Below are 25622 nucleotides of genomic sequence, written 5' to 3'. Positions count from 1 at the left end.
GCGTCCTAGCGCCCGGCGATAAAACGCTTGGTGACCGAAATGTCCCTGTCGCCAAGCCCCGCATCAACCACCTCATCCACCGCCTGACGTAATAGTGGCAACAGCGTGGCATTGGTCCCGGTAGCTTTAGCGATGTCATTGGCGCCATGCAGATCTTTGACCATGTACTTGATCGCACCCGATGGTGAGTCATCCCCACTGACCAACCGATCCTTACGGCTATCGAGCAAGCGTGAGGAAGCATAACCATGACCTAACAGATCCCACATGGCCTGTAGATCAAGACCTGAACGCTCGGCCAAGACCGAGGCTTCGCCCAAGGCGAAGATCGTCGCGCTCACCACCAACTGATTACATGCCTTGGCCACCTGACCGGATCCGAGCTGACCTAAACGCACCGGGGTGCCACATGGAGCAAGAGCCGCAGCTGCGCGCTCGCAGAGTTCTTCTGATCCGCCAAGCATGATGGATAACGAACCCTGCTTTGCTCCGTCTTCACCACCGGAAACTGGAGCATCAACTACGGCAATGCGCTCGCCGAAGCGAGAGTTGAGATCTTCGGCTAGCTTTCTAACTCCGGGGGCAGAGCAGGTGGAGCCGATCAACAACAGCAGTGGTTCCGCATTCTCTTCGCGGTGCTCTAAACCTGCCAGCAGTCCCTCTCGCGCTTCGAGGCACTCGATGATCTGCGGAAGGTCTGGCAGCATCAGTAAGATTTCATCACAAGACACGGCGAGCTGTGCGGTCTTATCGGCCCAGTGAATACTCGAGGGGGTGCTGCCCTCGGGTAGTTCTGAACGCAGCTCACGCAGCACAGCCTCTTCATCGCGACTAGAGGTGACAGTGACTGCGCCATGGCGCTGAGCCAGTAGACGCGCCATGGGACGGCCCATAGCTCCCAGGCCGATAACGCCAACGTTCGGTGTGTGGTGTGAGGCTGGTAGATTCATCAGCAACTCCTTTGTTGTGAGGTGGCAATACCAAAAATATTATTGGTCAATATAGCGAACACTGTTCAATATACTGTCCATACCGGTATGCTGTCACCAGACGAAAGGAAAACAGAGCAATGACGCCTAAAACCGAACGCTTGCGCGTAGGAATCGCTGTAGATCTCCCCGCTGCAGATCTTGAATTGATGAAAGAGCTCGAACCGCGCCTGGACTTCGCGTACGAACCAGGACTCTATCGCCCACAGCGCTGGCAGGGGGACTGGGAGGGTGATTCGCAGTTCACTCGCACAGAAGAGCAGACCAAGCGCTATGAAGAGATCATCACTTCGTCGCAAGCCCTCTTTGGCATTCCGGACGTTAATCCAGCTCTGCTGAAGAAAACGGTGGAACAGAATCCGGACCTCATCTGGGTTCACACCACGGCTGCCGGCGGTGGCGCTCAAGTCAAGGCTGCCGGGCTGAGCTCAGAAGAACTCGAGAAGGTCACCTTCACCACCAGCGCCGGTGTTCACGGATCAACGCTGGCTGAATTTGCACTCTTTGGCGTCTTGGCCGGAGCGAAAAACCTGCGCAAGTTGGAGGCAGACCAGGCCAATAAATTCTGGCCTTCGGAGCGCTGGGGCATGCGCCACCTTGATGAAATGACCGTTCTGGTTGTAGGCCTTGGTGGTATTGGTACCGCAGTGGCTGAACGCTTCAAGGCCTGCGGTTCAACGGTTTGGGGAACCTCGCGCAGTGGCCAGCCGGTCAATGGAGTGGACCGCCTGATTGATCCAGCAAAGATCGCCGAAGTCGCGGGCCAAGTTGACGCTATTGTGGCCACCTTGCCGGGCACCAAAAGCACCGAAGGGTTGCTGGGGGCCGAGGTCTTTGAAGCTGTCAAAGAGGGAACCATTTTTGTCAATGTAGGACGCGGAACTGTGGTTGATGAGTCTGCACTGATTCCTGCTTTGGAGGCGGGCCGCATCGGCTTTGCTGCACTAGATGTGGTGGCGCAAGAGCCACTAGATCCTAACAGTGTGTTGTGGGAACACCCCAATGTTCTGATCAGTCCGCATACTGCCGCATTGAGCACCCAGGAAACCACCCGCATTGCTCGGTTGTTCGCCCAGAATGCCACCAGTATTTTGGACGGTCAGGCTGTGCGCAACAAGGTAGACACCGTAGAGTTCTACTAATGACAAGCGTGAACGAGGTCGTAGAAGAGTCCGGAGAACGGGTTGGTAGGGATCCCGCTCCGGCGGTGACCCGCGCCTTGGGAATCCTTGGCTTGTTGGCCGAAGCTGAGGGTCGCTCGCTGTCCTTAAGCGAGCTGGCTCGGACGCTGGGCATTGCCAAATCATCTTGTGCGAATCTTTGCCAGGCTTTAGAGGATGGCGAAATGATTCGCCGCACCAGTGATGGCTTTGGACTCGGGCGACGGAACGCTGAACTTGGCGGGGCGTACTCGGTACAGTTCAATCAGGTGCGAGAATTTTTCGGACTTATTTCTTCCTCGCCCACCCTGCGCGGCGAGCTGGTGCAGATTGCCATGCTTGATGGGTCTCAGGCCCTGTATCTGGCGCGACATGAAGGGCGTATGCCCTACCGTTTTGGTGCGCCCCTGGGCTCACGCCTACCTGCGGTGATGAGCGCTGCTGGAAATGCGCTGTTGCTTTCACTAGATGAACAACAGCTCTCTGCGGTGATTGATCACGAGCTGCCCAGGCGTAGCGATGTCGACGGCCATGAGCTGACCGGTCAGGAACTACGTGAGCGACTAAAGCTGGCTCGTGAACGTGGCTTCGCCGTCGATGACGGTCGCTCAACCAGCGGAGTTATGGGTGTGGCTGTTCCATTGGCAGCTTGGTCGCCCGGTGACCCACCACTGGCCCTAGGAACTGCGCTTCCGGTAGACCAGGCCGATCCGTTGCGCATTGCTGCGGTGGGTACGGCGCTGCGCGAAGTGGCTGCCCGGCTGGAAAATCCGTGGAGGGCACGCGCTGCACGTGACTAAGTCTCCAGCCTAAGAACTGAATATATCGACGAATTCTCGCCCCACCGTCCCTAGATATAGGCACGGTGGGGCGAGATTTTTGTCTGCAGATAAAAATCTCTCAAAATAGTGCGTTCAATATGTTGTACAGCGTTCGCTATACTGGTATCTTCAATTCAGGTAGAAGTGATGCGCTTCACTCGTCAAAGGAGACCACCATGAATTCAACGCCAACAGGGGCCAAAGGCTCCGGCGGTTCGGCAGCTGATGCCAACTACGCTAAGAACCTGCAACGGGCCACTTTGGCCTCTAGCGTCGGTAGCGCCCTTGAGTACTTCGACTTCGCGTTATACGGCTTGGCTACAGCGCTGATCTTCAACGTGCTCTTCTTCCCGCAAGGGGACCCAGCTATGGCCACGGTGGCAGCATTCGCTACCTTCGGCGTTGGTTTTGTCGCCCGCCCCTTCGGCGGAATGTTCTTCGGTATGCTCGGTGACCGACTGGGACGCAAGATCGTTTTGGTGATCACCATCGTGCTCATGGGTGGAGCATCCACACTGATCGGCGTGCTGCCAACCTACGAGACCGCAGGCATCTGGTCACCAATCCTTCTGGTACTGCTCAGGCTCCTGCAGGGCTTCGGTGCAGGTGCTGAGCAGGCTGGTGCAACCGTGCTAATGGCCGAGTACTCACCAACCGCACGTCGTGGCTTCTTCTCGGCCCTGCCATTTGTCGGTATTCAGGTCGGCACGTTGCTTGCTGCAGTGGTCTTCTCGCTACTGACCATGCTGCCCGAAGAAGCGCTGATGACTTGGGGCTGGCGCGTACCATTCCTGGCATCCTTCTTGCTGATTATCCTGGCAGTGCTGATCCGTACGAAGCTGGAAGAAACCCCAACCTTCGTTGAGATGGAAAAGCGCGAGCAGGTTTCCGAACACCCAATGCGTGAGTTGTTCCGCAATGGCTTCCCTGGCGTTCTGGTAGGCATCGGGCTACGTATGGCTGAGAACGGTGGCTCCTACATGTTCCAGGGTCTGGCCCTGAGCTTCTTCGTCACCGTTGTTGGACCAGAGGCAGACAAGGGATTGCTCACCTGGGGCGTGACCATCGGTTCGCTGATCGCAGTCTTTACCGTTCCATTCGCTGGGGCGCTCTCTGACCGCTTCGGACGTCGCATCATTTACCGTGCAGGTGCCATCTTTATGCTGGTCTACTCGCTGCCGGCCTGGTGGGCGCTGACCCTGGGCAGCCACGCACTGGCCATTACGGTAATCGCTCTGGGCATCGGCATTGGCGTTGCCACGATGCTTGGCCCACAGTGCGCAATGCTTCCTGAACTCTTTGGTAGTCGTCACCGTTACCTCGGTGTGGCCATGGCTCGCGAAATCTCCGCAGTGCTCGCCGGTGGCCTGGCCGGTGTCCTAGGTGCTTACCTGATTGCTATCACCGATGGCAGTTGGTTGGTGCTGGGTCTGTACATGGCAGCTCTCTCCGCCATCACCGTCGGATCAACCTTCCTGGTTCCAGAAACCCTGCGCCGCGACTTGACCCGCACCGACGATGCGGTGAAGATCTCATCGGTTGAGGCTGGAGACGATGTTTGGCTCAAAGGAAGCCAAGGTATCGGAGCTTCGGCAGTCTCGGCTCGTACCTCCTTTACCGTGGACCGTGAGTCGGTCACCGCTGACGAACGCTAAGGTCAAGCGACGCACACTAAATAAGTAACGCAGGAACCCCCGGGCAATTTCAGTTGCTCGGGGGTTCTTGCTGTTAACGCACATTGAGCGAGCTGGTGCGGGGAGTAGGGATCTTGGCCACGGCAGTCAATAAACACGAAGAACTTGACTACTTAGAAGTAGTAAGCGGAGAGTAATCCTCCTATCTAAAATCAGACATTGGCACTGATATGGCCGAATATAGGTGCACGGACGCGCTAGATATGGCAAAGTTACACTGGGAACCTAGTCCTAATTAGGCCTCGGAACCGGCGCAGTCTCAAGGCTCAAGCCTAGAACTGAGTCAACTCGCATCGCTCGTTGGGGTAGCGCCACGCCACGCAAGATCCGTGGCAGGGGACTGCTCCGACTCACCAAGAGAAGGACCTTATGAGGATTCCTGGACGTACCGCCGCCGTAGCGCTGGCCGTAACCATGACCGTAGGAACGGGTGCACAGGCGGTAGTTGCCGCTCCGGCCAAGGCCGACGTTCCCAAATCATTGCCTTCGACCCACCTGAAAGTCGTCGCAGCCAAGAGCTCCGTCACCAAGCGCACCACCGCTAACCTGCGCCTGCGTGCCAAGGCCACCGCCAATTCGGCCACCTTGGTCGTGATTCCCAAGGGAACCAAGCTCACCGTCCTGGGAACCAGTGGCAAATGGAGCAAGGTTAAGTACGCAGGCAAGACCGGCTGGTCTTCCAACTCTTACTTGGACACGGTAACTTCCTCATCCAATACCAGTAGTGGTACGCCAAAATACACCACAGCGAATCTGAATCTGCGCACCGGGGCTGGCACCGGCTACCGTTCAATCGGCGTTATTCCTAAGGGCGAGCGGGTCACCGTTCTGCAAACTTCTCGCGGATGGGCGAAGGTGAGTTCGTCACGTGGCACTGGTTGGGCCAGCGAGAGCTACCTCAAGTCCACTGCGAGCTCCCAGAAGCCGGCTCCAGAGACGAGCACCACTACCGGGTACACCACGGCCAACCTGAACCTGCGAACCGGCGCAGGAATCAACTACCGCTCCGTCGGAGTGATTCCATCGGGTTCAAAGCTCACGATTCATCGCAGCTCGGGTAACTGGGCACAGGTAACTTCCTCCAAGGGAACCGGTTGGGTGAGCAAGTCCTACCTCGCCAAGGCTCCAGCTACGCAGTCCCCAAAGCCGACCCCAAAGCCAGAACAGACACAAACCACCACCGCGTACGCGACTGTCGCCGTCAACCAACGATCGGGTGCAGGCACCAGCTATCGAGTGCTCGGTGTTGTTCAAGCGGGGGAGAAAGTCACCGTTCAGTCCGCAGCAAATGGATGGTCCAAAGTTTCGAGCAGCGTTGGTACCGGCTACATTAGCTCCAGCTACCTGAGCTCTTCGGCAACGCAGGGAGCACCGAGTACTTCCGCCAAGGTCCGCAACGACACAACGCTGGTGATGAACACGGTTCGTCGACTATTCGCCGGTGACTACACTTCGTTCGGTACCATTCGTTCCGGCTCCGTGGGCCATAGCTCGGGACGTGCCGTGGACGTGATGATTCCCAATTACAAGAGCGCTTCAAGCATCGCCGCGGGCGATCGAATCGCCCAATTTCTGCTGGATAACCGCCAACAGCTAGGTGTCAGCTATCTGATCTGGCAAGACAAGATTTGGTTGGGCCCCAGCAAGGGGTGGGAACCATACTCCACCTCAGGAAAGTACGGCACTCAGTTCACCAATAACTGGACCGATAACACGCGTCACATGAACCATATTCACGTTGAGACCTTTGGCGACTCGGCCACCGGTGGAGCACTTAATTACAGTGCGCTCAATGGCTAGATATCGCTAGTGAACGGTTCTGCGAACTGCTAACGACTGTGCCCCCGGACTACAAAGTCCGGGGGCACAGTCGCATCTTGCGCAGTTATTTATCGTAGGTAAGTGGCAGAGACCCAGCCGGATCTTCCGGCATACTTCACTGGGTACCAGCCTGACTTTTTGACGCCGGTGATGGTCACCATTTTTCCGCGCGGAATGGTCAGCTTGATTCGGTGATTGGTGCCATTTCCGGTGCGCATATTCAAATTTGCCGTGGTCTTGGCAGTCTTGGTTTTTGATGCCTTTGATTCGGATTTCTTGGATGAATCCTTGGGAGCCTTGCTCGACTTTGATGGCATCGAGATATTGCTCAAGTATGTGCCTGAAACCCAGCCAGTCTTCGAACTGTAGGTCACCTGATACCAACCAGACTTTTTTGAACCGGTCAGCTTGACGCTTTTACCGTTCGGGATGGTCAGCAAGATTCGATTTGAAGTCCCAGCACCACTGCGCATATTCAAATTGGCAGTGGTTCTCGCGGTTCCCTTGACTGTCTTGGTCGGGGCTGGAGTCTTGGTGCTGGAGGCAACTCCATAGTAGGCCTCAAGTGTTTTGGCACCCGAGTTCTTGTAACTCTTGGCTAGCGTGGTGCCTAGGTAGCGGAAGTGCCAAGGCTCAAAAGAATATCCTGTGATGGATTCTTGACCCTTGGGATAGCGCAAGACAAAACCGAATTTATAGGCGTTCTTCGCGGCCCATTTGCCCACTGGAGTGTTAGCGAAGCAGGCTTGCAGACCGCAGGCCTTGTTCTTATTTCCAATGTCTATGGCCAGTCCGGTTTGGTGCTCGCTGGTGCCTGGCACAGCAGAGATCTTTGATGCATAACTCTGGCCGTAGATTCTGGTGTAGTAGTTGTACAGCTCAGCTTGACGGACGTAGGAGCGATAGCCACTGACAGCACGAATCTTGACGCCATCTTTGGCTGCCGCCTTCACCATAGATGAGTAGGCTTTGGCCGCAGAAGCTTTCAGACGTACGTCGGTACCCGAGATCGCAACGGTCTTAGGGGCGAACTTCTTGGGGCTTAGTGGGTACTTTTTATTGACCAGCACGTTGATATTGTTCGGATCCCTGGGCAACTTCTTTGCCGCGATCTGAACTGAGGAATCCACGGAGAGAGATTGTGCACTAATAGTGGTCGTTGCAGGGACATCAGTTGAAGCGGTTGCTGGACTGAGAGGCAGTAACGTTGTCATCAAAGCGACGCTAAGCGAGGCGGCCAAAGGAACCTTCAAGGCCGGTGAGAGTTTCGGTGAGGTTCTCAAAGTGAAGTCCATTCGTTGATGCAGGTGATGTGAAAACTAGTTCATCATCAACTGCTTCGTGAATCAAGGTTTATGCAACTGGTTGAAGATGAATCTTCTACAAAACAGGCATTTCTTAAAGGATCAACCATATTGTGGGGAGCATGCCACGAGCTGATTGTCACAAGTTCAGCACGAAAATTTCTGATTGGCCACGGTGCTGACTTGAAAATATTTGAGACTGACCCACCTGTTTTGTCTCCAAATAGGGAGGGCTTATCTTGGTGTAGGCCAGGATGCAGTGAACCGGTTTAACACCTGATGAACAAATTTCTGGGTTCCGTAATGATCCGTCTTAGTCCAAGGTTGGGGACAAAAGAGCTGCTGCGCGATTCTTCAAGTCGCGGTGAGAATTTTTCTTGCCCGGTGAGTTTTGATAGGTTTGCGATCATGCATATCCGAGGAGAAGTCTTTGATGACCGTGCTGCGGTGTATGCAGTGACGCATGCGGCCTTCGCCGGAATGGACCCCATGGTGGAACCTGATGAGGTCTCGTTGCTTCAAGAGCTATTCGACTGCGAGAACTATGACCCGAGGTTTTCTATCCTGGCGCTCGACGGAACGGCCGTTATCGGCCACGTCATCGCAACCTGGGGGCGAGTAGGCCAAGAACCCATGCTGGGTTTGGGCCCGCTGGCTGTCGCCCCGGAATATCAGCATCGCGGAGTGGGCTCAATTCTGATGCAGAGCATCCACGACCAAGCTGAAGCGGAATCTCTGAGCGGCATCGTACTGCTCGGTACCCCTGCCTACTATCGCCGTTTTGGCTACGAACCGGCACAGGCCCGCGGCCTTCATCCCAGCGATCCGTCGTGGGGAGAGCATTTTATGGTCAGGGTATTTGATGACCGAAAACTTCCCACCGGTCATTATCAGTACGCCAAACCTTTTGGTGTGTAACCAAAAATAATCTGTCAAACTCCGACAAAGAGTTGTGAGTCGGCAACTTCGCGCGTAGACATGAATCATGTCTACAAGTAATGATCTAAATCAGCTGTCCTTCACCGTCTCGGGGTTCATTTCTAAAGAAATCTCTGAGGTCTACGAAGCTGTAGCTGACCCTGAAAAACTCTCCAGTTACTTCACCACCGGTGGAGCCCAGGGCAGGCTCGAAACCGGTGAAAGCGTCAGCTGGGATTTCCACGATTTCCCCGGTGCCTTCCCGGTCAAAGTTCTTCAAGCGCAGTTCCCAGAGAAAATAGTTCTTCAGTGGGAAGCCGAAAACACCACGGCCGAGGATGCGTTAAACACTGTCACTTTTGACTTCAGTTCTGTAGATAATGGAACACGTACCAAGGTGGAGATTACCGAAGCCTCATGGCAGGCCACCGAGAGTGGGGCCAAAGCGGCATTCGGCAATTGCATGGGCTGGACTGGCATGATGGCAGCCATGAAAGCTTGGCTTGAATACGGCATCAACCTGCGCGAAGGATTCTACAAATAAGCGCGGTTGAGTCTAACGACGCTTGCGATAGTAGACGTGGGTGGCCAATGACGTTTCACGTCTGGAATATCGATCCATATGCGACTCGATCTTTTCTACGGTGATCGCTTCTCCCTGACCCAGGTGTATTGGCGCAATATGCAACCGCAACTCATCGATCAGCCCTTCGCTCAGGAACTGGACTATGGTACTGGCACCACCGGCGATGGCTACTGGGTTATCGCCGGCGGCTTCTCGTGCTTCAGAGAGTGCCTCGTGGATTCCTTGGGTGACAAATTGAAAACTGGTGCCACCCACGAGGCGAATCGTTGAGCGCGGGTGATGGCTGAGCACAAACACAGGGGCGTGGTATGGAGGATTTTCGCCCCACCAGCCACTCCAATCAGCTGAACTGGCATGCTCGGGCGGAGTGAACATATTCATTCCCATGATGAACGCCGAGGCTTCGGTGATGGCTGCAATTTCGTCGCTGTTTTCCTCAGTATTTTCGAATTGCCAGCGATGCAGCTTCTCTCCACCTTCGCCCAGCGGAGTTGTCATACTTTGATTAGGACCGGCACAGAATCCATCGGAAGAAACTGTCACATCGCAAGTAACGAGCCCCATTGCCCTACCTCAATTCACTATTGGAGAATCACCATGCGCGGTGGTACTCCTACAGTGAACCGGTCGGCCAGAAGATGCAAGCACAACCGACCCGAACGCAAAAAGTTAGTTGTTAGGCGTCCGCGTCTGTGGAATCGTCGTTGAAGTTCCAAAGGGTGTCAGCGTGCCTAGCCATCAGAGCAGCTTCGAGCACCATGGCAGCCTTGCGGTGAATGCAGGTGACCCAGCGGACTTCCAAGTTCAGACGGTCGATGGCTGAACGCGCCACGCTTTCAATAGGTTCGGCGGATCCTGCCTGAGCATTCGTCACTAGTTGTTGCAACCATTGGAAATCTGCCAGGGCTTGATCCATCGCGTGTTTGCCCAGACCCGTGGTGGCGCTCTTGCCTAAGGAGTAGCTTTTGAGTCGACCGCGTAGTCCCTTGCCATTGCGTTCGCTCGCTTCACCGATGTACACCGGTGGGTGATCTTCGTTTCCTTCCTTGCGGAGCATATATACCCCAGGAAGAGCCGGTGCGGCATTAGATGCTTGATCAAATGGAACCCAAGGTGACCACTCTAAAGAATCCAGGGTCTCTTGGGTGATCGGAAGTAAGGTGGCATTTAGTCCTGAGGCGCCGGCGAAGGCAAGCTGCGTTAAGAGCGCGGGTTGAACGTGCCAGTTTCCGCCGGGTTTGTTCGGGATTTGCACCGAACCTTTGGGGCGTTGTTTTTGAAGGTACGTTCTCAGATCCTTGGTAGGTACGCCGAGGTGGCTGGCTGCTACATCGAGGGTGAGTAGCTGCTCGTCTTCTAGCAATGATCTTCCTTTGGTGTGGCGCTGTAAACCAACAAAAACTTTGTCTAGTTCAATGGTGCCAGAAAACCCGGTAGGCGGGGGATTGGCCCCACCTACCGGGTTGAAAGCAGTGAACTAACTTACTGCGTTGCGTAGCTTGGTGCTCAGTCGTTCCAGCTCGTTGAACTCCGCCTCGCTCAGGGCGGATCCTAAGAGCTCATGTAGATGATTGATGTGCACTCGACCGATTTCCCGCTGCACAGCCAAACCCTTATCGGTCAACGAGAGCAGCATCGCGCGATGATCCTCGGGATCCGGTTCACGTGCTACCAGACCCTGTTCTTCCAAACGCACAATCATTCGACTCAGACTCGGCTGGGTGATGACTAAATGCTTGTTCAAGTCCACTAGACGACTTTTGCCTTCTGGACAGTTGCGCAGGTTGAAGAGTACATCGTATTCACGCATTGAGAGTTTGCCGAACTCTGGCATGGAATTGATGTGACGCATGACCGCCACCTGTGCGCGGAAGAGCGACTCCCACGCGTTGGTGCTGGCCTTGAGCGACGCGACAGTCTCACCGGTTTTGGTCAACGGACTTTGGCTCCTCACTAGCAAATACCTCAGCGTCCAGTTTAGCCCGATGAGCTGCAACCAATCCTTCATGGGTGGGTGCCGGGGTTAAGTCTGCAGGAGCGCGTGACTCCATTTCCTTGCGGAGCTCAGGAAGGACATACTCACCAAACATGTCTAGCTGATTCAGCACCGTCTTCAGCGGAAGACCAGCATGGTCCACCAAGAACAGCTGGCGCTGATAGTCACCGAAATACTCTTGGAAGGTCAGAGTCTTTTCTAGCACCTGCTGTGGCGAGCCGACGGTGAGCGGAGTCTGTGCGGTGAAATCTTCTAGGGAAGGACCATGGCCATAGACCGGGGCATTATCGAAGTAAGGACGGAATTCCTTGACCGCCTGCTGAGAATCCTTGGCCATGTAGAACTGCCCGCCAAGGCCAACAACTGCTTGGTGTGCCTTGCCGTGGCCGTAGTGCTCGTAGCGTTCACGGTAGAGGTTGATTAGCTGCTGGTAGTGCTCTTTTGGCCAGAAAATGTTGTTGGCGAAGAATCCGTCACCATAGTAGGCGGCGATTTCCGCAACCTGCGGGGTGCGGATAGAACCGTGCCAAACGAATGGAGCGACCTCATCCAGAGGGCGAGGGGTCGAAGTGAAGTTCTGCAGGGGAGTGCGGAACTGACCTTCCCAGTTCACCACGTCTTCATCCCACAACCGGCGCAACAGGTTGTAGTTTTCCACCGTCAGGTTCACCGAGTCCTGGATGTTCTTGCCAAACCATGGGTAGACCGGCCCGGTGTTGCCACGGCCCAAGACCAAGTCCACCCGCCCGTTAGACAGGTGCTGGAGCATGGCGAAGTCTTCAGCAATTTTCACTGGGTCGTTGGTGGTGATCAAAGTGGTGGTGGTTGAAAGAATAATTCGTTCAGTCTGCGCTGCGATGTAGGCCAGCGTAGTGGTTGGTGAGGATGAGAAGAACGGGCGGTTGTGATGCTCACCGAGGGCGAAGACATCCATGCCAATTTCTTCCACCTTCTTAGCGATGGCTACCGAAGCGTCAATGCGTTCTTTTTCGGTGGGGATGCGACCGGTAGTGGGGTCACGGGTGATATCACTGACGGTGAAAACTCCGAACTGCATGTGATCTCCTCTTGTTGTAAGCCTTCGCTTGTGCACTGGCCTTAAAGTTATATGCGTATGCATGTAATAACAACCTGAGCAGAAACTTATTCCCCATTGTGTGTTGTGGTGTAGGACACTGCGCAATGTGATGCAGGGGCTCACTTGAATGATTGTCGCCGCTCTGCTTGCGAATACCCACCACGGCGAGATTCATATTTCGTGTCGCTGGAGAGTGTTGGCTATCGTGGGGAATATGCAGTCCAGCGTCAGTTCACAGTCAATGAGCCAGAAGCGTGTTCCGCCGCTGGCCTTGTTGCGCCTGACGCTCATGGTGGCCATGGTTTTCCTCGGCCTACTCGGCATGCATGCAATGGCTCATCCCGCCTCGACACCAGTGGCCTCTAGCGCTACCGCGAGTCATCACATGGCCGGCGGTGAGCACCACGAATTAGCTCCGCTCCACAATGGTGCGTCTCAGGGCGATTCACAAGGTTGTGCTGATTGCCCAATGAAGCATGACATGAGCGCTGTCGGCTGTGTGCTGGCTTTATTGGCGATCTTGCTCCTGGTGCGGCCACCTCGCGCATTGCGGGTACAACCCGGTGTTGCTCGGTGCACTGCGCTTCCTCTTATTTGGGTGTCGAAGGTCTTTAGAGACAGGCCAGATCTGATTGCACTGGGGATTAGTCGAACGTGATCTGCTGGCAGGCGTTAGTCCTGCCTTGCATCATGTTCCGTGCCATCAAGGCACAAGACTCTTTTTACCCATATGCAGGAGAACATCATGAAGAACAGGTCCCTCTACTTCAGCGCCCTCGCGTTGAGTACACTGCTGAGCGTGGCTGCGTGCGCTGATAATTCGGCTCAAACCTCCCCGGCAAGTTCGCCAACATCCCATGCTGAAATGCACGAATCATCCACGGCAACCGATGAATCGAATGAGGCCAATGAAGCGGACATGAACTTTGCGTCAGGAATGAAAGCCCATCACGAGCAAGCGCTGCAGATGTCTGAATACGTCCTGGATAAGGACGGTGTGGATCCGAAGGTGCGCGAGCTAGCCGAGGAGATCAAGGCGGCCCAAGCTCCGGAAATTAAACAGATGGAAACCTGGCTGAGTCAGTGGGGTATGTCCTCAGGGATGGATCATGGCGGCATGGATCATGGCGGCATGGATCATTCTGGGGCAATGATTCCGGAACAGGAAATCTCGGAATTGAAGTCAGCGGATGGCGTGCATGGTTCCAAGCTGTTTTTGTCACAGATGATCAAGCATCATGAAGGTGCGGTGGAGATGGCGAAAACGGAAATTGCGGACGGGTCCAGTCCTGAGGCAATCAAGATGTCCAAAGACATCGTGGCCTCACAAACGGACGAGATTGAGCAGATGAAAGATCTACTTGCCACCCTCTAGGTCGGCGACAGGGATCTAGAACGAACAGATGGATCAGGGGTGGCAGTTATGAGACTGCCATCCCTGATCCGTTCTTGGGAAAGGGCGATTGCTTACTTGTCACGAAGCTGTGCGCGATCGCGCCAAGCTGCGGTGCTCCACAAGGCCAAGGCAACCAGCACGGGCTGGAAGAACAAACGAGCTAGGCGTTTACCGTCGGTGTCCAAGCCAAATGCGTCTCGGTGATCAAGCAACTGGGCAATGTTGCCTGGGAAGACAGCAACAAAGAACAATGCAACGATCCAACCGACGTGAACACGCTTCTTGAGCAGGGTGAGCAGTGAGACGCCAAGTCCAACCTCTGCCACTCCGGAAAGAATGACGACTAGGTCTGGGTCTAGCGGCAAGCCGTTAGGTACCTGGGCTTGGAACTCCTTGCGCCCGAAAGACAGGTGACTGACCCCTGCATAGGTGAGGAATGATCCAAGAAGGAGTCTTGCCGCGTGGCGCGGCTTGCTCAGTTGATTAGTCATCTGAAACGGTGACGGTCACATCAATGTTTCCGCGAGTTGCGTTCGAGTATGGGCATACAGAGTGCGCAGCGTCAGCTAGTTCCTGTGCTGCTTCGTGCTCCATGCCAGGGATGATGACTTCGAGTTCAACAGACAGCTTGTAGCCTTCACCATCACGGTGCAGGTTCACGCGGCCGCCTACGCTGGAGTCCTCAACCTTGATCTTGCGAGCTCGTGCCACGGTGTTCAGCGCCGAGTGGAAGCAAGCCGAGTAACCAGCTGCAAAAAGTTGTTCCGGGTTGGTGCCGGTTCCGCTGCCGCCAAGTTCCTTTGGTGCGGTCAAGACCAGGTCGAGGCGACCGTCTGGGGTCTGTGCCCGACCTTCGCGGCCCTGACCGGTGGACAATGCTTCTGCGGTGTACAAGGTTTCCATGATGCTGCCTTTCGTAAGGGATAACGTGCGTGATGGGCAGTAAGTTATTTGCTGTCCGTCAGTGGGAGCTGTTGCATGGAATCGGTAATTCGATGCAATGAGCTCACTAAAGCTTGGGCGCTTGCGATGTCGGGAAGTCCGGTGCCGCAAGCTATTTGTTCAGGGATATGTGCCAGTTCTTTGCGCAACGACTCGCCTGGCTCGGTCAGTACAACATTCACGACGCGAGTATCGGTTTCGCTGCGCTGGCGGTCGATAAGTTCTTTGCTTTCCAGACGACGTAGGAGTGGGGAAAGCGTTCCCGAATCAAGCTGGAGCATCTCACCGATCTGACGTACCGGCTGTGATCCTTCGTTCCATAGGATCACTAGAACCAGATACTGGGTGTAGGTCAGCTTCCACGGAGCCAGCAGATCGGTGTAAGCCCTGGTGGTTGCCCGGGTTGCCGAGTACAGGGAGAAGCAAACCATCTCATCAACTATCGCCATGTCATAATCATTGCACGCAATTCAATTGTGCGCAACTTAAATCTAGAGTGAGCTGTTGCACGGCCTTTGACTCTTCGCCACCATTCCCTTGGAAACAAACAAACGGCGGGCCGAACACCTCAAAATAGGTGTTCGGCCCGCCGTCTCTCTGACGCAGATTACTCTTCGGTGTCCTTGGTGGACTTGTTGATCATCTGTTCAATGTCTCGACGCTCGCGACGCGTGGTCGGGATCTGGCCGGTCATCGGATGGATGAGCTGATCATCGGAGGAAGCCTCATCGGCCTTCTGTTCTGGAGCGCTAATTTTGGCGCTCGCTGCGTTCATAGCTTGAGCAAGATCAGCGGAATCAGTCTGCTGATTCGCGGAGTGCTTGCGTTTGGCACGACGCGCCTCACGCTTTTCCTTACGCGATTCCACCAGGCGGTAGAGCACAGGAACCAAGATGAGGGTGAGTAAGGTCGAGGTGACCAAACCACCAATGACCACCACAGCCAGTGGCTGGGAAATGAAACCGGACTGACCGGTCAAACCAAGACCCATTGGAATCAATGCAAAGATCGTTGCCAAGGCCGTCATGAGGATCGGACGCAAACGTTGGCGAGCACCGTGCATGATGGCGTCCTCCAAGCTCATAGCTTCGCGCTCAGCTGACGGCAAACGGTATTGGTTGATCAAGTCGATCAGCACAATTGCATTCGTGACCACAATGCCCACCAGCATCAACATACCGATCAAGGAAGGCAAGCCCAAGGGGATGCCGGAGATCAGCAACAGACCAATCGCACCGGTGGCTGCAAACGGAATGGATACCAGAAGTACCAGCGGTTGAATCAGCGACTTGAAGGTAGCCACCATGATGACGTACACGATAGCGATGGCGGCCAAGAGAGCCAGATACAGCTGGTTGAAGGAGTCTGCCTGCTCGGTGGCGGCGCCACCAATTTCAGCGCTAGCACCTTCGGGAAGATCCACCGAACCAAGCTTCTTGCTAACCTCCGTGGAAACCTGACCCAACATGTTTTCTTCAGGAGTCAACGTCACCGTGGCGATACGTTCACCGTTAGAGGTCGTGACCTGCTGGACCACCTTGGTGCGGTCTACCTTGGCCAGGTCCTGGAGCTTCTTAGGCCCGGTGGCGGTAGGGATCTGCAAGTCGCGCAGCTTCTGCAGGCTATCAAGCTTCTGTCCCTGTCCAATCTGAACGGTCAGATCCGTATAGTCCAGACGTAACTTGCCAGCAGGAACAGGGGAGACCTGGCCTGCAACCATGCCAGCCAACTGAGTTTCGGTCAGACCCGCGGCAGCAGCCTTCTTAGCATCAATGTCAATCGATACCTGCTCGCGTTCGGCCGAAAGGTTATCGGTGATGTCGGTGACGTGCGCCGTATCCTTGAGCGCATCGCGCATCTTGTCAGTTGCCTCGCGCAGGCTGGACTCGTTTGGCGCCTTGATCTCAACGGTGACATCGCTGGAAGTCATCGCCGAGGAGTTGGAACCATAGCTAACGGTCATGTCCTTGGATAGGTCAAGACCCTGAACTTGTTCGCGGACGGTGTTGGTCAGCTTTTCCTGATCCGCGTCTTTATCGGTAATCACCGTGAAGTTCGCGATTTCAGAGCCTGAAGCAAACATCGCTGCCATGCCGCTGGCGGTACCAACGGTCATTTGAACGTCTTCTACACCATCGATATCACTGAGCTTCGATTCGATCTTCTTCGCTTCAGTGGTGGTCGTATTCAGCGCGGTACCCGAAGGCATCGTGGCTTTCACGGTGATCGAGTTTTCGCCGGTGGAGCCAAGCAGATTGGTGTTGAGCAACGGAGTCATGGCGACGGTGCCGGCCAAGATCAGCACCGAGGCGAGCAGGGTGATGACGGGGTGCTTCTGGGTGGAAGTGAGCACCGGCTGGTAAGCGCGCTGCATCCACGACTTGTCTTCGGCCACGTGCACCGTGCGTGCCTTGGCTGAACCTGGACGGTGCGGTAAGAACCAATAAGCCAAGACCGGCACGATGGTCAGCGAGACCAACAAGGAGGCCAACAGAGCAATGGTCATGGTCAATGCGAAGGGACTGAACAGCTCCCCGGCCATACCGCCCACCATGGCAATCGGTAGGAAGACTGCCACGGTGGTCAGTGTTGCCGCGGTAATAGCGCCAGCAACTTCCTTGACCGCCAACAAGATGGATTGTCCCTTGGACTCACCAAAGGCCAGGTGTCGTTTGATATTTTCGATGACCACAATCGAGTCATCCACGACGCGGCCAATGGAGATGGTTAGCGCGCCCAAGGTCAGCATGTTCAGGGTGTAACCGAAGACGTTCATCCCTATGAAAGTCACCATCAGCGAGAGTGGGATGGAGATCGCCGTGACCAGGGTTGAACGTACTGAGAAGAGGAAGATCAGGATAATAATGACGGCAAAGCCCAGACCGAGTGCGCCCTCGATGGCCAGATGGCTAATCGAGTCTTCAATGAACGGTGCCTGATCAAAGACGGTGGTGATGGTGGCCTTATGGCCCAACTCCGACTGAAGATCTTCCACCATCTCTGCCACGGCGTGCGAGATTGCAACCGTATCGCCATCTGGTGTCTTAGTCACCGAGATAGACAGTGTCTCTGCACCATTGGTGCGGGTGACGCTGGTGGCTTCATCAGCCTTGACCGAAACGTCAGCAACGTCCTTGAGTAGTACGGGACCTTTATCGCTTACCAGCGGGATGTCCTTGATGGCATCCAAATTATCGGGCGTGGAACCAGCGATTACCGGTAGCTGCAGACCATCTACAGACATGTTGCCCACGGGAAGTGGAGAGCCGGCATTTTCAATGCTGTCTTTCAAATCCGAGACACTCAACCCCGCACTGGTCATCTCAGCATTTTTCGGCAGGATGGCAATGTGCTGCGTTGCGCCACCAGAGACCGAGGCTTCGCGCACGCCATCAATCTTCTGCAACTTCGGCAGGGCGATGCGCTTGACGTCATCGTTCAGTGATTCCAAAGACTCATCTGAAGAAACCGCCAGCATCAATACGGGTAAGTCCGCGATGGAACCAGCCAAGGCGGTTGGCTCAACGTCATCGGGAAGCTGCGACTTGGCATTGGAAATGGCACGGTCCACTTGAGAGCGAGCTCGGTCCATATCGGTGCCGTAGGCGAAGGTCAGCGCGATGCGTGTGAAGCCGGCTTGAGACGTAGCGCTGGAGGATTCTAGGCCTTCAACTGCCTGCAAAGCGGTTTCTAGTGGTGCCGCGACTTGTTCATCAATCACGTCCGGGCTGGACCCGGTTTGCGTAGCCATGACGGAAATCTGCGGGAATTCCATAGAAGGAATGAGTTCTTGTTTGAGTGATCCCATCGAGATCACACCAAAGACGGCGGCGAAGACCGTAATCAGCGCAATGAGCGCTCGGTTCTTCAGAGATAAGGTGGCCAAGCGTTGCATGCGGGTGTAGTCCTAGCAAGGTCGCAGTACGGAAGTGAGCTTGCTATAAATTCTAGTTTGTTGGTGCTGTGCAACTGTCCAAAAGGGTGCCAAATCGACAAAGATCATCCGCGAGGAGTACAGATGGAAATGAACCCCGGCGGACAAAAGTCCGTCGGGGTTCTTGGCCCAAATTAGTTGAAATCTAAGACTGGTACTAGGCCCGAACGTCGCCACCTGATTCGGCCGCAAACTTGTCGATCTCCGAGAGTTCTTCGGTTGAGAAAGCAAGGTTATTCACCGCAGCCAACGAGTCTTCCAGCTGCTTGACGCTAGAAGCGCCAACCAGTGCTGAGGTCACCGGGGTTCCTAGTGGCTGATCGCGCAGTAGCCAGGCAATGGCCATCTGAGCCAGAGTCTGCCCGCGGGTAGCTGCAATATCATTCAGTCCGCGGATACGGTTCAAGATATCGTCGGTGATGTTGGATTCCGAGAGGAAGCGTCCCTTGGTTGCCCGCGAGTTCTCTGGGATCCCGTTCAAGTAACGATTGGTCAGCAGTCCCTGCGACAACGGTGAGAAAGCAATGGAACCAGCACCAACGTGCTCCAAAGCTTGGAAGAGATTAGGTTGGCCTGCTTCAGTCCAGCGGTTGAACATAGAATAGCTTGGCTGGTGAATCAGTAGGGGAGTGCCCAGCTCTTTGAGAATCGCGGCAGCCTGAATAGTTTGTTCTGGCGAGTACGAAGAAATGCCGGCGTAGAGCGCCTTACCTGAACGCACCGCCTGATCCAATGCACCCATGGTTTCTTCCATCGGGGTTTCTGGATCTGGGCGGTGGCTGTAGAAGACATCTACGTAATCCAAGCCCATGCGCTCCAGCGAGGCATCAAGGCTGGAAAGCAAATACTTTCGTGAACCTCCATCGCCATATGGGCCAGGCCACATGCGGTGCCCAGCTTTGGAAGAGATCACCAGTTCATCGCGGTACTGCTTGAAGTCTTGTGCCAAATGGCGGCCGAAGTTGGTCTCGGCGGTGCCATCCGGTGGGCCGTAGTTATTGGCTAGGTCAAAGTGGGTCACGCCAAGGTCGAAGGCACGGCGCAAAATATCGCGTTGCTCATCGAAGCGCTTGTCATCGCCAAAGTTATGCCACAGCCCAAGGGAAATGACAGGAAGTTTTAGGCCGCTACGTCCAACGCGGCGGTAGGGCATGGATTCATAGCGGTTTTCCGCTGCGGTGTAGGTCATCGGTGCCTTTCAGCATGGCGCGGGGAACTCAGAACAATGAGTATGAGATAGACAACATTTTCGAGAATACAGTTAATGCCCTCGAACTGGAAAGAACATACGTCCTCTAATGAGTCGTGGCGCACAAGATTGATCGGCTGATGAACTGGACTTCGTCAACATACGCCAAAGACCCGTCCACTAAATAGTGGACGGGTCTTTGAACTTCTTGGGACTAGGCCAGTCCCAGAGTCTTATCGGTAGCGGCCTTAACCTCAGCGTAGAGTGCTGGGTTTTCGTTCAGCTTCTGACCGTAGGAAGGAATCATGTCCTTCAGCTTCGACTCCCAGCCTGCGAACTGCTTAGGGAAGCAGCGTGAGAGCAGGCCAACCATAATTGGCGTGGCGGTCGAAGCGCCTGGCGAAGCGCCGAGCAGACCGGAGATGGAGCCGTCCGAGGAAGTGATGACCTCGGTTCCGAACTGAAGTACACCACCCTTCTTGGCATCCTTCTTGATGACCTGAACGCGCTGACCAGCGGTGATCAGTTCCCACTTGGAACCATCGGCGCCTGGGAAGTACTCGGTGAGTGCCTCGTCCTTCTTGGAGCGGGACTTGAGAACTTCCTTGATCAGGTAAGTGGTCAGGTCCAAGTTGTCCTTGCCAACTGCCAGCATTGGAATGAGGTTGTGTGGACGCAGGGACAGTGGAAGATCCAACTGACCGGTGGACTTCAGGAAGTTCATCGAGAAGCCAGCGTAGGGGCCGAACATCAGCGAACGCTTGCCATCAACAAAACGGGTGTCCAAGTGAGGAACCGACATCGGAGGAGCGCCCACCGAAGCCTGGCCGTAAACCTTAGCGTTGTGCTGGTTCACGATGCTCTCGTCGGTGCAACGCAAGAACTGACCGGAAACTGGGAAGCCACCGAAGCCCTTGATCTCATCAATGCCCGACTTCTGAAGCAGTGGCAGTGCGCCGCCGCCTGCGCCAACAAAGACGAACTTTGCCTTGACGTTCTTCACCGCGCCAGACGCCTTGTCCTTGATGGTCAGTTCCCAGCCAGCACCGGAGCGCTTGAGGTTCTGAACCTTGTGACCGTAGTTCACCGAAGCGCCAGCAGCGCTCAGTGAGTTGGTCAGATCCGCGGTGAGGCGACCGAAATCAACGTCGGTACCAGAGGTGACGCGCGAAGCGGCAACCTTCTGTGAGGCATCCCGACCGGCAGCAACCAGTGGAGTCCACTCATTGATGGTGTCTAGTTCGTTGGTGATTTCCAGTTCCTCGAACAGCGCGTTGGGCTTCAATGCCTCATAGCGAGTCTGCAGGTACTTTGAGTGGTCCTCGCCGATAACAAACGACATATGAGGAAGTGGGTTGATGAAGCTGTTGTCAGCAACGCGCTTGTTGTCCACTGCCCAGGAGAAGAACTGGCGGGAAAGCTGGAACTGCTCGTTGATGCCAATTGCCTTGGTCGGGTCAACCGAACCATCAGCAGCAGCTGCCGTGTAGTTCAACTCGCACAGGGCCGAGTGGCCGGTACCAGCGTTGTTCCAAGGGGAGGAAGACTCCAGCCCCGCCTTGTCCAGGTTTTCAAATAGACCAATAGACCAGGTTGGTTCCAGCTGGTTGATCATGGTGCCAAGGGTGGCACTCATAATGCCGGCACCGATTAGTACTACGTCAAAAGATTCGGTTGACGTTTCAGAAGGCACGAGGATCTCCATCGACAGTGATACTTTGCTCTATCCCAGAGTAGACCTATCTACCCTTGGGTTAGAAATCCTTAACTGGGTTAATGATTATTAACTACCCAGGGCTGGCGAATTGGACATCTGGACATCGGCGTAGCACTCGTTGAGCATCGGCGATGGAGGATAGAAGGTGACATTTCCGTTGAATGCCAAGGCCGAGATCGGGAAAACCAGTGGCAACAGTGGCAAATCTTCGTTCAGCATCTTCATGATCGTGGCGTAGGCAGCGGTGCGTTCTTCACCCGATGGGATGGAACGAGCCAGCATGATCTGTGAGTCAAGTAACGCCGAGGTGTAGCCGAACTCATTAGCTTTATTGGCCAAGATGCCGGTAAGGAAGTCATCCGCCGAACGATAGGCGCCGGAGAACCCGAGCAGGTGAAGTCCATTGAACTTACTGGACTGCACCGTTTTCACATAGCCGTCGGTCCACGCGATGGGTCGAGGCTTGATGCGGATACCAACTTGGGCGAGATCTTCAGCGATCTGCGCAAAAGTACGTTCCGGAAGTGGCAGGTAGTTACGCGATACCCGCAGTGGGTAGGCGAACTCAATTTCCTCACCTTTGTAGTTGATCTGATCCAGTAGCGCCTTGGCCTTGGACTGATCATGATTTGGCGTATCCTCGGGGTTGGGAACACTCAACGCCGGCGGCAAGATCGTTGCCGCATATTTGGATCCTTGGATAAAGAGCTTGTCGGCCAGCGAAGTGCGGTTGGTGGCGTGTGCGATGGCCTGACGGAACTCGGGCTTAGCCAGCCACTTATTACGCTGATCCATGCCTAGATACAACACGGAGAACGGATCGCGCTGAACGACCACCTTGGCGTTACGTACCAAGGTGCGCATGGTGTCTACCGAGACCATATCGAATCCGTCGATTTCTTCTGCCAGCAAGGCACCTTCACGGTTGTAAGGGGAAGGTATCGAAGAAATCAGAACAACTTCTGGATGGTGCTTATTGCCGGTGAGTCGCTGCTGATCCCAGTACTTTTCGAAAATCTCCAGGCGGACAACGCCCTTTTCTAGAGAGACAAACTTGTATGGGCCGGTGCCCATAGGCTGGGTCGACAAGGACTCGGCTGGATTCTCTTTAGACCCGCCGGTCAGCGCGCTGGGCGCCGCAATGGCCATGCCCGGAAGGGTGAAGGCATCTATTAGTTCCGGCAGTCGGCGCCGCAGACGTAAGGTCACTTCATATTTTCCGGTGGCTTCTACCGAACGGAAGTAACTAGCCGTTCCGCCCTTGGACTTGCCCGCAAACAGATCTGTGGTGAATTGCTTTTGCGTCTCTGCCAGCAGCTGAACACGTTCTTGCGCGGTGGCTAGTTCTTCCGCGCTAGCCGTTTCCTTATCCTTGGGTTCTGGTTCGAGGTCTTCGGCCTTGGGCAGCGTCGGGATGTCGGTGTCGTAATGGAAAACGTCGAAAAACCCCTGGGTGGAACTGGCGCTCTGAGATGTCGAGAGCGCTTCCCAGCGTTCAAAGTTTGCGATCACCGATGAAGCAACCAGCTCGGTACCGTCGTGGAACAGCACACCTTCACGCAAGGTGAAGACGTAGGTGAGGCCATCGGAACTTTCATTCCATGATTGCGCCAAACCGGGGACTGCTCCGCCGGTATCAGGGTCAATATCAACAAGGGTCTCGTATACCTGTCGGGTGACGCGGAAAGACTCATTGTCGGCAACAATGGCTGGGTCCATCTTGATTGGGGGAGCCGAAGCCGACAAGCGTAAGGTACGCGGAGTTGGTGTGCTTGAGGCGGCAGCGCCGGTCGAAGTTTGGGCCGATGTCTCAGATTTTCCAGTGCAGGCTGCTAGAGCCAGCGCGGTTGTCGCTAAAGTACCGGTCAGCAGTGCGCGTCGAGATACGGAACTTAGTGGCAATTCGTGCACTGGAATGGCTCATCTTCCTTTAGCAAGCAACGTTCTATACCGCAGACAACAATAACGATGGTGGACTAACGGTATTTATCAAAGATAGCGCACCATCGCTGCTGCTTCGGAGCCAAAACTCCCGAGGCTGCCAACTGTCGTCGAATTGTTAGCTACGGTGCACAAGATTCTCGCCGGGTTCGCCAGCTGACCAAGCGGCAATTTGGGACTTGAGCAACTTGACCATGCGTGGGAAGAAGGCAGCGGTGTTTCCACCGTTGTGCGGAATGATCAACGCATTGGGGTGCTGCCACAATGGATGATCCGTCGGTAGCGGCTCCGGGTCAAAAACATCTGAGGCAACATTCAAACGTCCAGAAGTAACCTCTGCCATCAAAGCCTGCGTATCCACTACGGGGCCACGAGCCACATTAACCACCGTTGCCCCATCGGGCAACCGGGCCAACAGTTCAGCATCAACAAGGTGCATAGTGGAATCTGTCAGTGGAACGATCAGGATCAAAACTTCGATTTCGCCGGCACGTTCGGCCAAGTCTTTGGTGGAGAAGATCTCTCCGTGTTCGTCTTTGCGTGCAGTAGTTCCGAAGCGCAACAGGTTGACTTCAAAGGGTTCTAAGCGCTTGCGAATCTCTTCGCCGATTCCTCCCACACCAACAAGGCCCACTGTTCGGTCAGCTAGCCCTGGCCATAGCATCGGGTTCCAGCGCCCATCTTGCTGATCTCGAACTGCCTGAGGGAATCCGCGTAGTGAAGCAATGGCCAGCCCGATGGCCATTTCAGCAGTCGCGGCCGCGTGGACTCCTGCGGCCGTATTGATATTGGCGCGGTCACCAATGAGTTGCACCATGCCGTCAAAACCGGTGGTTTGAGTCTGCACGATGCGCAGGTTGGGTGCAGAACGCACATTCTTCAGTGTCCCAGGGTTGGCCATGTAGGGCATGACGGCAATCTCGATCTCGTCCAGTTCGACCTCAGGAGCATTGACCAGATCCCACAGCACCGGTTTGAGGTTTTTCGGGAACGGGCCCACGGCCTGAATCAAATCTTGGGAGGGCAAAGAAATTGTTCGTTGTTCACTCATGGATTCACTGTACAAACCTCATGGAAGCAATGGAAGTAACCCCTAGTCATATCCTGTAATGAAGGTCACCGCACGATGCGGGCTATCGAATTTGCGCTGGGGGATAAAGCTGGTAAAGTTTTATCTCGTTGCGAAAGCGCGGAGCTCAAAAAGCTTCTAGAACATCGCAGCGGGCGCCTCTAGCTCAATTGGCAGAGCAAATGACTCTTAATCATTAGGTTTCGGGTTCAAGTCCCGAGGGGCGCACCACTAAAAAGGTCAGACTTAGGTCTGGCCTTTTTGTTTTGATCACGACTTTGTGTACGGACGTTGTTACCGGTGCCTGCGGATGTCCTAGCGCCTCAGCTAGGTTCTGCGGACCACAGTGTTGCCACCTGAGTACCGAACATTGCGGTTGTCCGCATCGTCACCCATCTGATCTCACACGGTGTGTGGTTGAGTATTTGGGGTGGATTTATTCGGGCAGAGGCAAAGTATCCGAGGGATGCCTGGTCAACCGTTCAACTTACGATTAACAGTGGGAGCGTTTACGCATTCCTTGGTGGATCGCTAAATTGGGTTCCCCTGTCGCATGGCCTGGCAGGTAACGATATCTGGATGCCGCTGATAAGAAATAGTCACGTGTCCACCGTTGGCCCGGTTGCACATATCTAGCTGGGCTTGCTGAATCCGGCAGTCTTTGGAAGTGACTCACGATTCTTAGTGGGTACGTGCCGGTCTAGTTGCGTCGGTGATGAGACCTAGAATTGGTTTGTGGAGTGAAACCAATTCAAAAAGTTGTGGCGTCGATTACCCTCAAAGTTGATGATTCACCGTGAAACGATAGCTGACTAGACGTTTTCGATTCTTCATGGCAGATTGGCCGATTTTTGTTTTTAGCCTATTACTGCTTATGATTATCTACGTTGCAAAGACAACTTCTTGAAAAAGACTAGTCAGAGCGATATGCGCCTCTAGCTCAATTGGCAGAGCAAATGACTCTTAATCATTAGGTTTCGGGTTCAAGTCCCGAGGGGCGCACAGTAGATCCGATCTGATTTATCAGGTCGGATTTTTTGTATACCGCGAAGAGGAGAGGTCCACTG

22 protein-coding genes and 2 tRNA genes are annotated in these 25622 nt (G+C 54.8%); 10 read left to right on the top strand and 14 right to left on the bottom strand.

Annotated features, from left to right (window positions below; all coding sequences use genetic code 11):
- Positions 1-5: 5 nt before the first annotated feature.
- Positions 6-950 (bottom strand): NAD(P)-dependent oxidoreductase, encoded by a 945-nt coding sequence (locus FJV47_RS07020; protein ID WP_159611434.1) that lies wholly within the window; start codon positions 948-950, stop codon positions 6-8.
- 119 nt (positions 951-1069) lie between these two features.
- On the opposite strand from FJV47_RS07020, the gene FJV47_RS07015 reads away from it, so the two are divergent.
- The 4 genes from FJV47_RS07015 to FJV47_RS07000 all read left to right on the top strand — a co-directional run bounded on the left by FJV47_RS07015 (position 1070) and on the right by FJV47_RS07000 (position 6464).
- Complete coding sequence (locus tag FJV47_RS07015; protein WP_159611432.1) at positions 1070-2131, top strand: D-2-hydroxyacid dehydrogenase; 1062 nt, start codon at positions 1070-1072, stop codon at positions 2129-2131.
- Positions 2131-2949 (top strand): IclR family transcriptional regulator, encoded by an 819-nt coding sequence (locus tag FJV47_RS07010; RefSeq protein WP_159611430.1) that lies wholly within the window; start codon positions 2131-2133, stop codon positions 2947-2949. The genes FJV47_RS07015 and FJV47_RS07010 overlap by 1 nt, the downstream gene beginning before the upstream one ends.
- A 197-nt stretch (positions 2950-3146) precedes the next feature.
- Positions 3147-4625: an MFS transporter gene (locus FJV47_RS07005; protein WP_159611428.1), complete on the top strand. Its 1479-nt coding sequence runs from the start codon at positions 3147-3149 to the stop codon at positions 4623-4625.
- A 408-nt stretch (positions 4626-5033) separates the two neighbouring features.
- Entirely contained in the window at positions 5034-6464 is a 1431-nt protein-coding gene (locus tag FJV47_RS07000; protein WP_159611426.1) for an SH3 domain-containing protein, read from the top strand.
- Between the two features lie 89 nt (positions 6465-6553).
- Here the strand turns inward: FJV47_RS07000 and FJV47_RS06995 are convergent, their stop codons facing one another.
- Complete coding sequence (locus FJV47_RS06995; protein WP_159611425.1) at positions 6554-7615, bottom strand: D-alanyl-D-alanine carboxypeptidase family protein; 1062 nt, start codon at positions 7613-7615, stop codon at positions 6554-6556.
- 582 nt (positions 7616-8197) lie between these two features.
- Between FJV47_RS06995 and FJV47_RS06990 the strand changes: the two genes are divergently transcribed.
- Both FJV47_RS06990 and FJV47_RS06985 read left to right on the top strand, forming a co-directional pair.
- Positions 8198-8707: a GNAT family N-acetyltransferase gene (locus tag FJV47_RS06990; protein ID WP_159611423.1), complete on the top strand. Its 510-nt coding sequence runs from the start codon at positions 8198-8200 to the stop codon at positions 8705-8707.
- Positions 8708-8774: 67 nt separating this feature from the next.
- The gene (locus tag FJV47_RS06985) at positions 8775-9251 is read left to right on the top strand and encodes an SRPBCC domain-containing protein (protein ID WP_159611421.1); all 477 of its coding nucleotides are present in this window, start codon (positions 8775-8777) and stop codon (positions 9249-9251) included.
- A 12-nt stretch (positions 9252-9263) separates the two neighbouring features.
- On the opposite strand, the gene FJV47_RS06980 is transcribed toward FJV47_RS06985, so the two are convergent.
- The 4 genes from FJV47_RS06980 to FJV47_RS06965 all read right to left on the bottom strand — a co-directional run bounded on the left by FJV47_RS06980 (position 9264) and on the right by FJV47_RS06965 (position 12346).
- Entirely contained in the window at positions 9264-9836 is a 573-nt protein-coding gene (locus tag FJV47_RS06980; RefSeq protein WP_235026386.1) for a dihydrofolate reductase family protein, read from the bottom strand.
- Between the two features lie 133 nt (positions 9837-9969).
- A complete protein-coding gene (locus tag FJV47_RS06975) occupies positions 9970-10656 on the bottom strand; it encodes a hypothetical protein (RefSeq protein WP_159611418.1) in 687 nt (228 codons plus the stop codon).
- A 114-nt stretch (positions 10657-10770) separates the two neighbouring features.
- Positions 10771-11229, bottom strand: coding sequence for a MarR family winged helix-turn-helix transcriptional regulator (locus FJV47_RS06970; protein ID WP_235026385.1), 459 nt, complete (start codon positions 11227-11229; stop codon positions 10771-10773).
- Entirely contained in the window at positions 11213-12346 is a 1134-nt protein-coding gene (locus FJV47_RS06965; protein ID WP_159611414.1) for an LLM class flavin-dependent oxidoreductase, read from the bottom strand. Before FJV47_RS06965 ends, FJV47_RS06970 begins: the two co-directional genes overlap by 17 nt.
- A gap of 262 nt (positions 12347-12608) precedes the next feature.
- Between FJV47_RS06965 and FJV47_RS06960 the strand changes: the two genes are divergently transcribed.
- On the top strand, positions 12609-13025 hold the full coding sequence (locus FJV47_RS06960) for a DUF6153 family protein (protein ID WP_159611412.1): 417 nt from the start codon (positions 12609-12611) through the stop codon (positions 13023-13025).
- Positions 13026-13112: 87 nt separating this feature from the next.
- Positions 13113-13742, top strand: coding sequence for a DUF305 domain-containing protein (locus tag FJV47_RS06955; protein ID WP_159611410.1), 630 nt, complete (start codon positions 13113-13115; stop codon positions 13740-13742).
- Between the two features lie 92 nt (positions 13743-13834).
- Here FJV47_RS06955 and FJV47_RS06950 read toward each other — a convergent pair whose 3' ends face one another.
- The 8 genes from FJV47_RS06950 to FJV47_RS06915 all read right to left on the bottom strand — a co-directional run bounded on the left by FJV47_RS06950 (position 13835) and on the right by FJV47_RS06915 (position 24537).
- Positions 13835-14254, bottom strand: a complete 420-nt coding sequence (locus tag FJV47_RS06950) for a DoxX family membrane protein (protein ID WP_159611408.1) — start codon at positions 14252-14254, stop codon at positions 13835-13837.
- The gene (locus tag FJV47_RS06945) at positions 14247-14666 is read right to left on the bottom strand and encodes an organic hydroperoxide resistance protein (RefSeq protein WP_159611406.1); all 420 of its coding nucleotides are present in this window, start codon (positions 14664-14666) and stop codon (positions 14247-14249) included. Before FJV47_RS06945 ends, FJV47_RS06950 begins: the two co-directional genes overlap by 8 nt.
- Positions 14667-14710: 44 nt before the next feature.
- On the bottom strand, positions 14711-15154 hold the full coding sequence (locus FJV47_RS06940; protein ID WP_200831970.1) for a MarR family winged helix-turn-helix transcriptional regulator: 444 nt from the start codon (positions 15152-15154) through the stop codon (positions 14711-14713).
- A gap of 158 nt (positions 15155-15312) precedes the next feature.
- Positions 15313-18600 carry an efflux RND transporter permease subunit gene (locus tag FJV47_RS06935; RefSeq protein WP_159611404.1) on the bottom strand — a complete coding sequence of 1096 codons (3288 nt, stop codon included), beginning with the start codon at positions 18598-18600 and terminating at the stop codon, positions 15313-15315.
- Between the two features lie 196 nt (positions 18601-18796).
- Positions 18797-19828: an L-glyceraldehyde 3-phosphate reductase gene (gene mgrA, locus FJV47_RS06930; RefSeq protein ID WP_159611402.1), complete on the bottom strand. Its 1032-nt coding sequence runs from the start codon at positions 19826-19828 to the stop codon at positions 18797-18799.
- A 214-nt stretch (positions 19829-20042) separates the two neighbouring features.
- Positions 20043-21533 (bottom strand): malate:quinone oxidoreductase, encoded by a 1491-nt coding sequence (locus tag FJV47_RS06925; RefSeq protein ID WP_200831969.1) that lies wholly within the window; start codon positions 21531-21533, stop codon positions 20043-20045.
- Positions 21534-21611: 78 nt separating this feature from the next.
- Positions 21612-23456 carry an ABC transporter substrate-binding protein gene (locus FJV47_RS06920; protein WP_159611398.1) on the bottom strand — a complete coding sequence of 615 codons (1845 nt, stop codon included), beginning with the start codon at positions 23454-23456 and terminating at the stop codon, positions 21612-21614.
- A gap of 148 nt (positions 23457-23604) precedes the next feature.
- A complete protein-coding gene (locus tag FJV47_RS06915) occupies positions 23605-24537 on the bottom strand; it encodes a 2-hydroxyacid dehydrogenase (RefSeq protein ID WP_159611396.1) in 933 nt (310 codons plus the stop codon).
- A 173-nt stretch (positions 24538-24710) separates the two neighbouring features.
- Between FJV47_RS06915 and FJV47_RS06910 the strand changes: the two genes are divergently transcribed.
- Both FJV47_RS06910 and FJV47_RS06905 read left to right on the top strand, forming a co-directional pair.
- Positions 24711-24786: transfer RNA gene (locus FJV47_RS06910), tRNA-Lys, on the top strand.
- A 698-nt stretch (positions 24787-25484) separates the two neighbouring features.
- Positions 25485-25557: transfer RNA gene (locus tag FJV47_RS06905), tRNA-Lys, on the top strand.
- Positions 25558-25622 lie beyond the last annotated feature (65 nt).

The organism is Glutamicibacter sp. JC586 (genome assembly GCF_009805585.1).
Taxonomy (GTDB): Bacteria; Actinomycetota; Actinomycetes; order Actinomycetales; family Micrococcaceae; genus Glutamicibacter.
Note: the sequence above shows the minus strand (reverse complement) of the source record. Positions and strands in the feature narration are given on the sequence as shown.

What these genes read in the sequence shown, in the direction of transcription:
- FJV47_RS06960 (WP_159611412.1), top strand. Translation starts at nt 12,609, where the DNA reads ATGAGCCAGAAGCGTGTTCCGCCGCTGGCCTTGTTGCGCCTGACGCTC.
- FJV47_RS06950 (WP_159611408.1), bottom strand. Translation starts at nt 14,254, where the DNA reads ATGACTAATCAACTGAGCAAGCCGCGCCACGCGGCAAGACTCCTTCTT.
- FJV47_RS07015 (WP_159611432.1), top strand. Translation starts at nt 1,070, where the DNA reads ATGACGCCTAAAACCGAACGCTTGCGCGTAGGAATCGCTGTAGATCTC.
- FJV47_RS06990 (WP_159611423.1), top strand. Translation starts at nt 8,198, where the DNA reads ATGCATATCCGAGGAGAAGTCTTTGATGACCGTGCTGCGGTGTATGCA.
- FJV47_RS07000 (WP_159611426.1), top strand. Translation starts at nt 5,034, where the DNA reads ATGAGGATTCCTGGACGTACCGCCGCCGTAGCGCTGGCCGTAACCATG.
- FJV47_RS06925 (WP_200831969.1), bottom strand. Translation starts at nt 21,533, where the DNA reads ATGGAGATCCTCGTGCCTTCTGAAACGTCAACCGAATCTTTTGACGTA.
- FJV47_RS06935 (WP_159611404.1), bottom strand. Translation starts at nt 18,600, where the DNA reads ATGCAACGCTTGGCCACCTTATCTCTGAAGAACCGAGCGCTCATTGCG.
- FJV47_RS06955 (WP_159611410.1), top strand. Translation starts at nt 13,113, where the DNA reads ATGAAGAACAGGTCCCTCTACTTCAGCGCCCTCGCGTTGAGTACACTG.
- FJV47_RS06945 (WP_159611406.1), bottom strand. Translation starts at nt 14,666, where the DNA reads ATGGAAACCTTGTACACCGCAGAAGCATTGTCCACCGGTCAGGGCCGC.
- mgrA (WP_159611402.1), bottom strand. Translation starts at nt 19,828, where the DNA reads ATGACCTACACCGCAGCGGAAAACCGCTATGAATCCATGCCCTACCGC.
- FJV47_RS07020 (WP_159611434.1), bottom strand. Translation starts at nt 950, where the DNA reads ATGAATCTACCAGCCTCACACCACACACCGAACGTTGGCGTTATCGGC.
- FJV47_RS06915 (WP_159611396.1), bottom strand. Translation starts at nt 24,537, where the DNA reads ATGAGTGAACAACGAACAATTTCTTTGCCCTCCCAAGATTTGATTCAG.
- FJV47_RS07005 (WP_159611428.1), top strand. Translation starts at nt 3,147, where the DNA reads ATGAATTCAACGCCAACAGGGGCCAAAGGCTCCGGCGGTTCGGCAGCT.
- FJV47_RS06985 (WP_159611421.1), top strand. Translation starts at nt 8,775, where the DNA reads ATGTCTACAAGTAATGATCTAAATCAGCTGTCCTTCACCGTCTCGGGG.
- FJV47_RS06940 (WP_200831970.1), bottom strand. Translation starts at nt 15,154, where the DNA reads ATGGCGATAGTTGATGAGATGGTTTGCTTCTCCCTGTACTCGGCAACC.
- FJV47_RS07010 (WP_159611430.1), top strand. Translation starts at nt 2,131, where the DNA reads ATGACAAGCGTGAACGAGGTCGTAGAAGAGTCCGGAGAACGGGTTGGT.
- FJV47_RS06965 (WP_159611414.1), bottom strand. Translation starts at nt 12,346, where the DNA reads ATGCAGTTCGGAGTTTTCACCGTCAGTGATATCACCCGTGACCCCACT.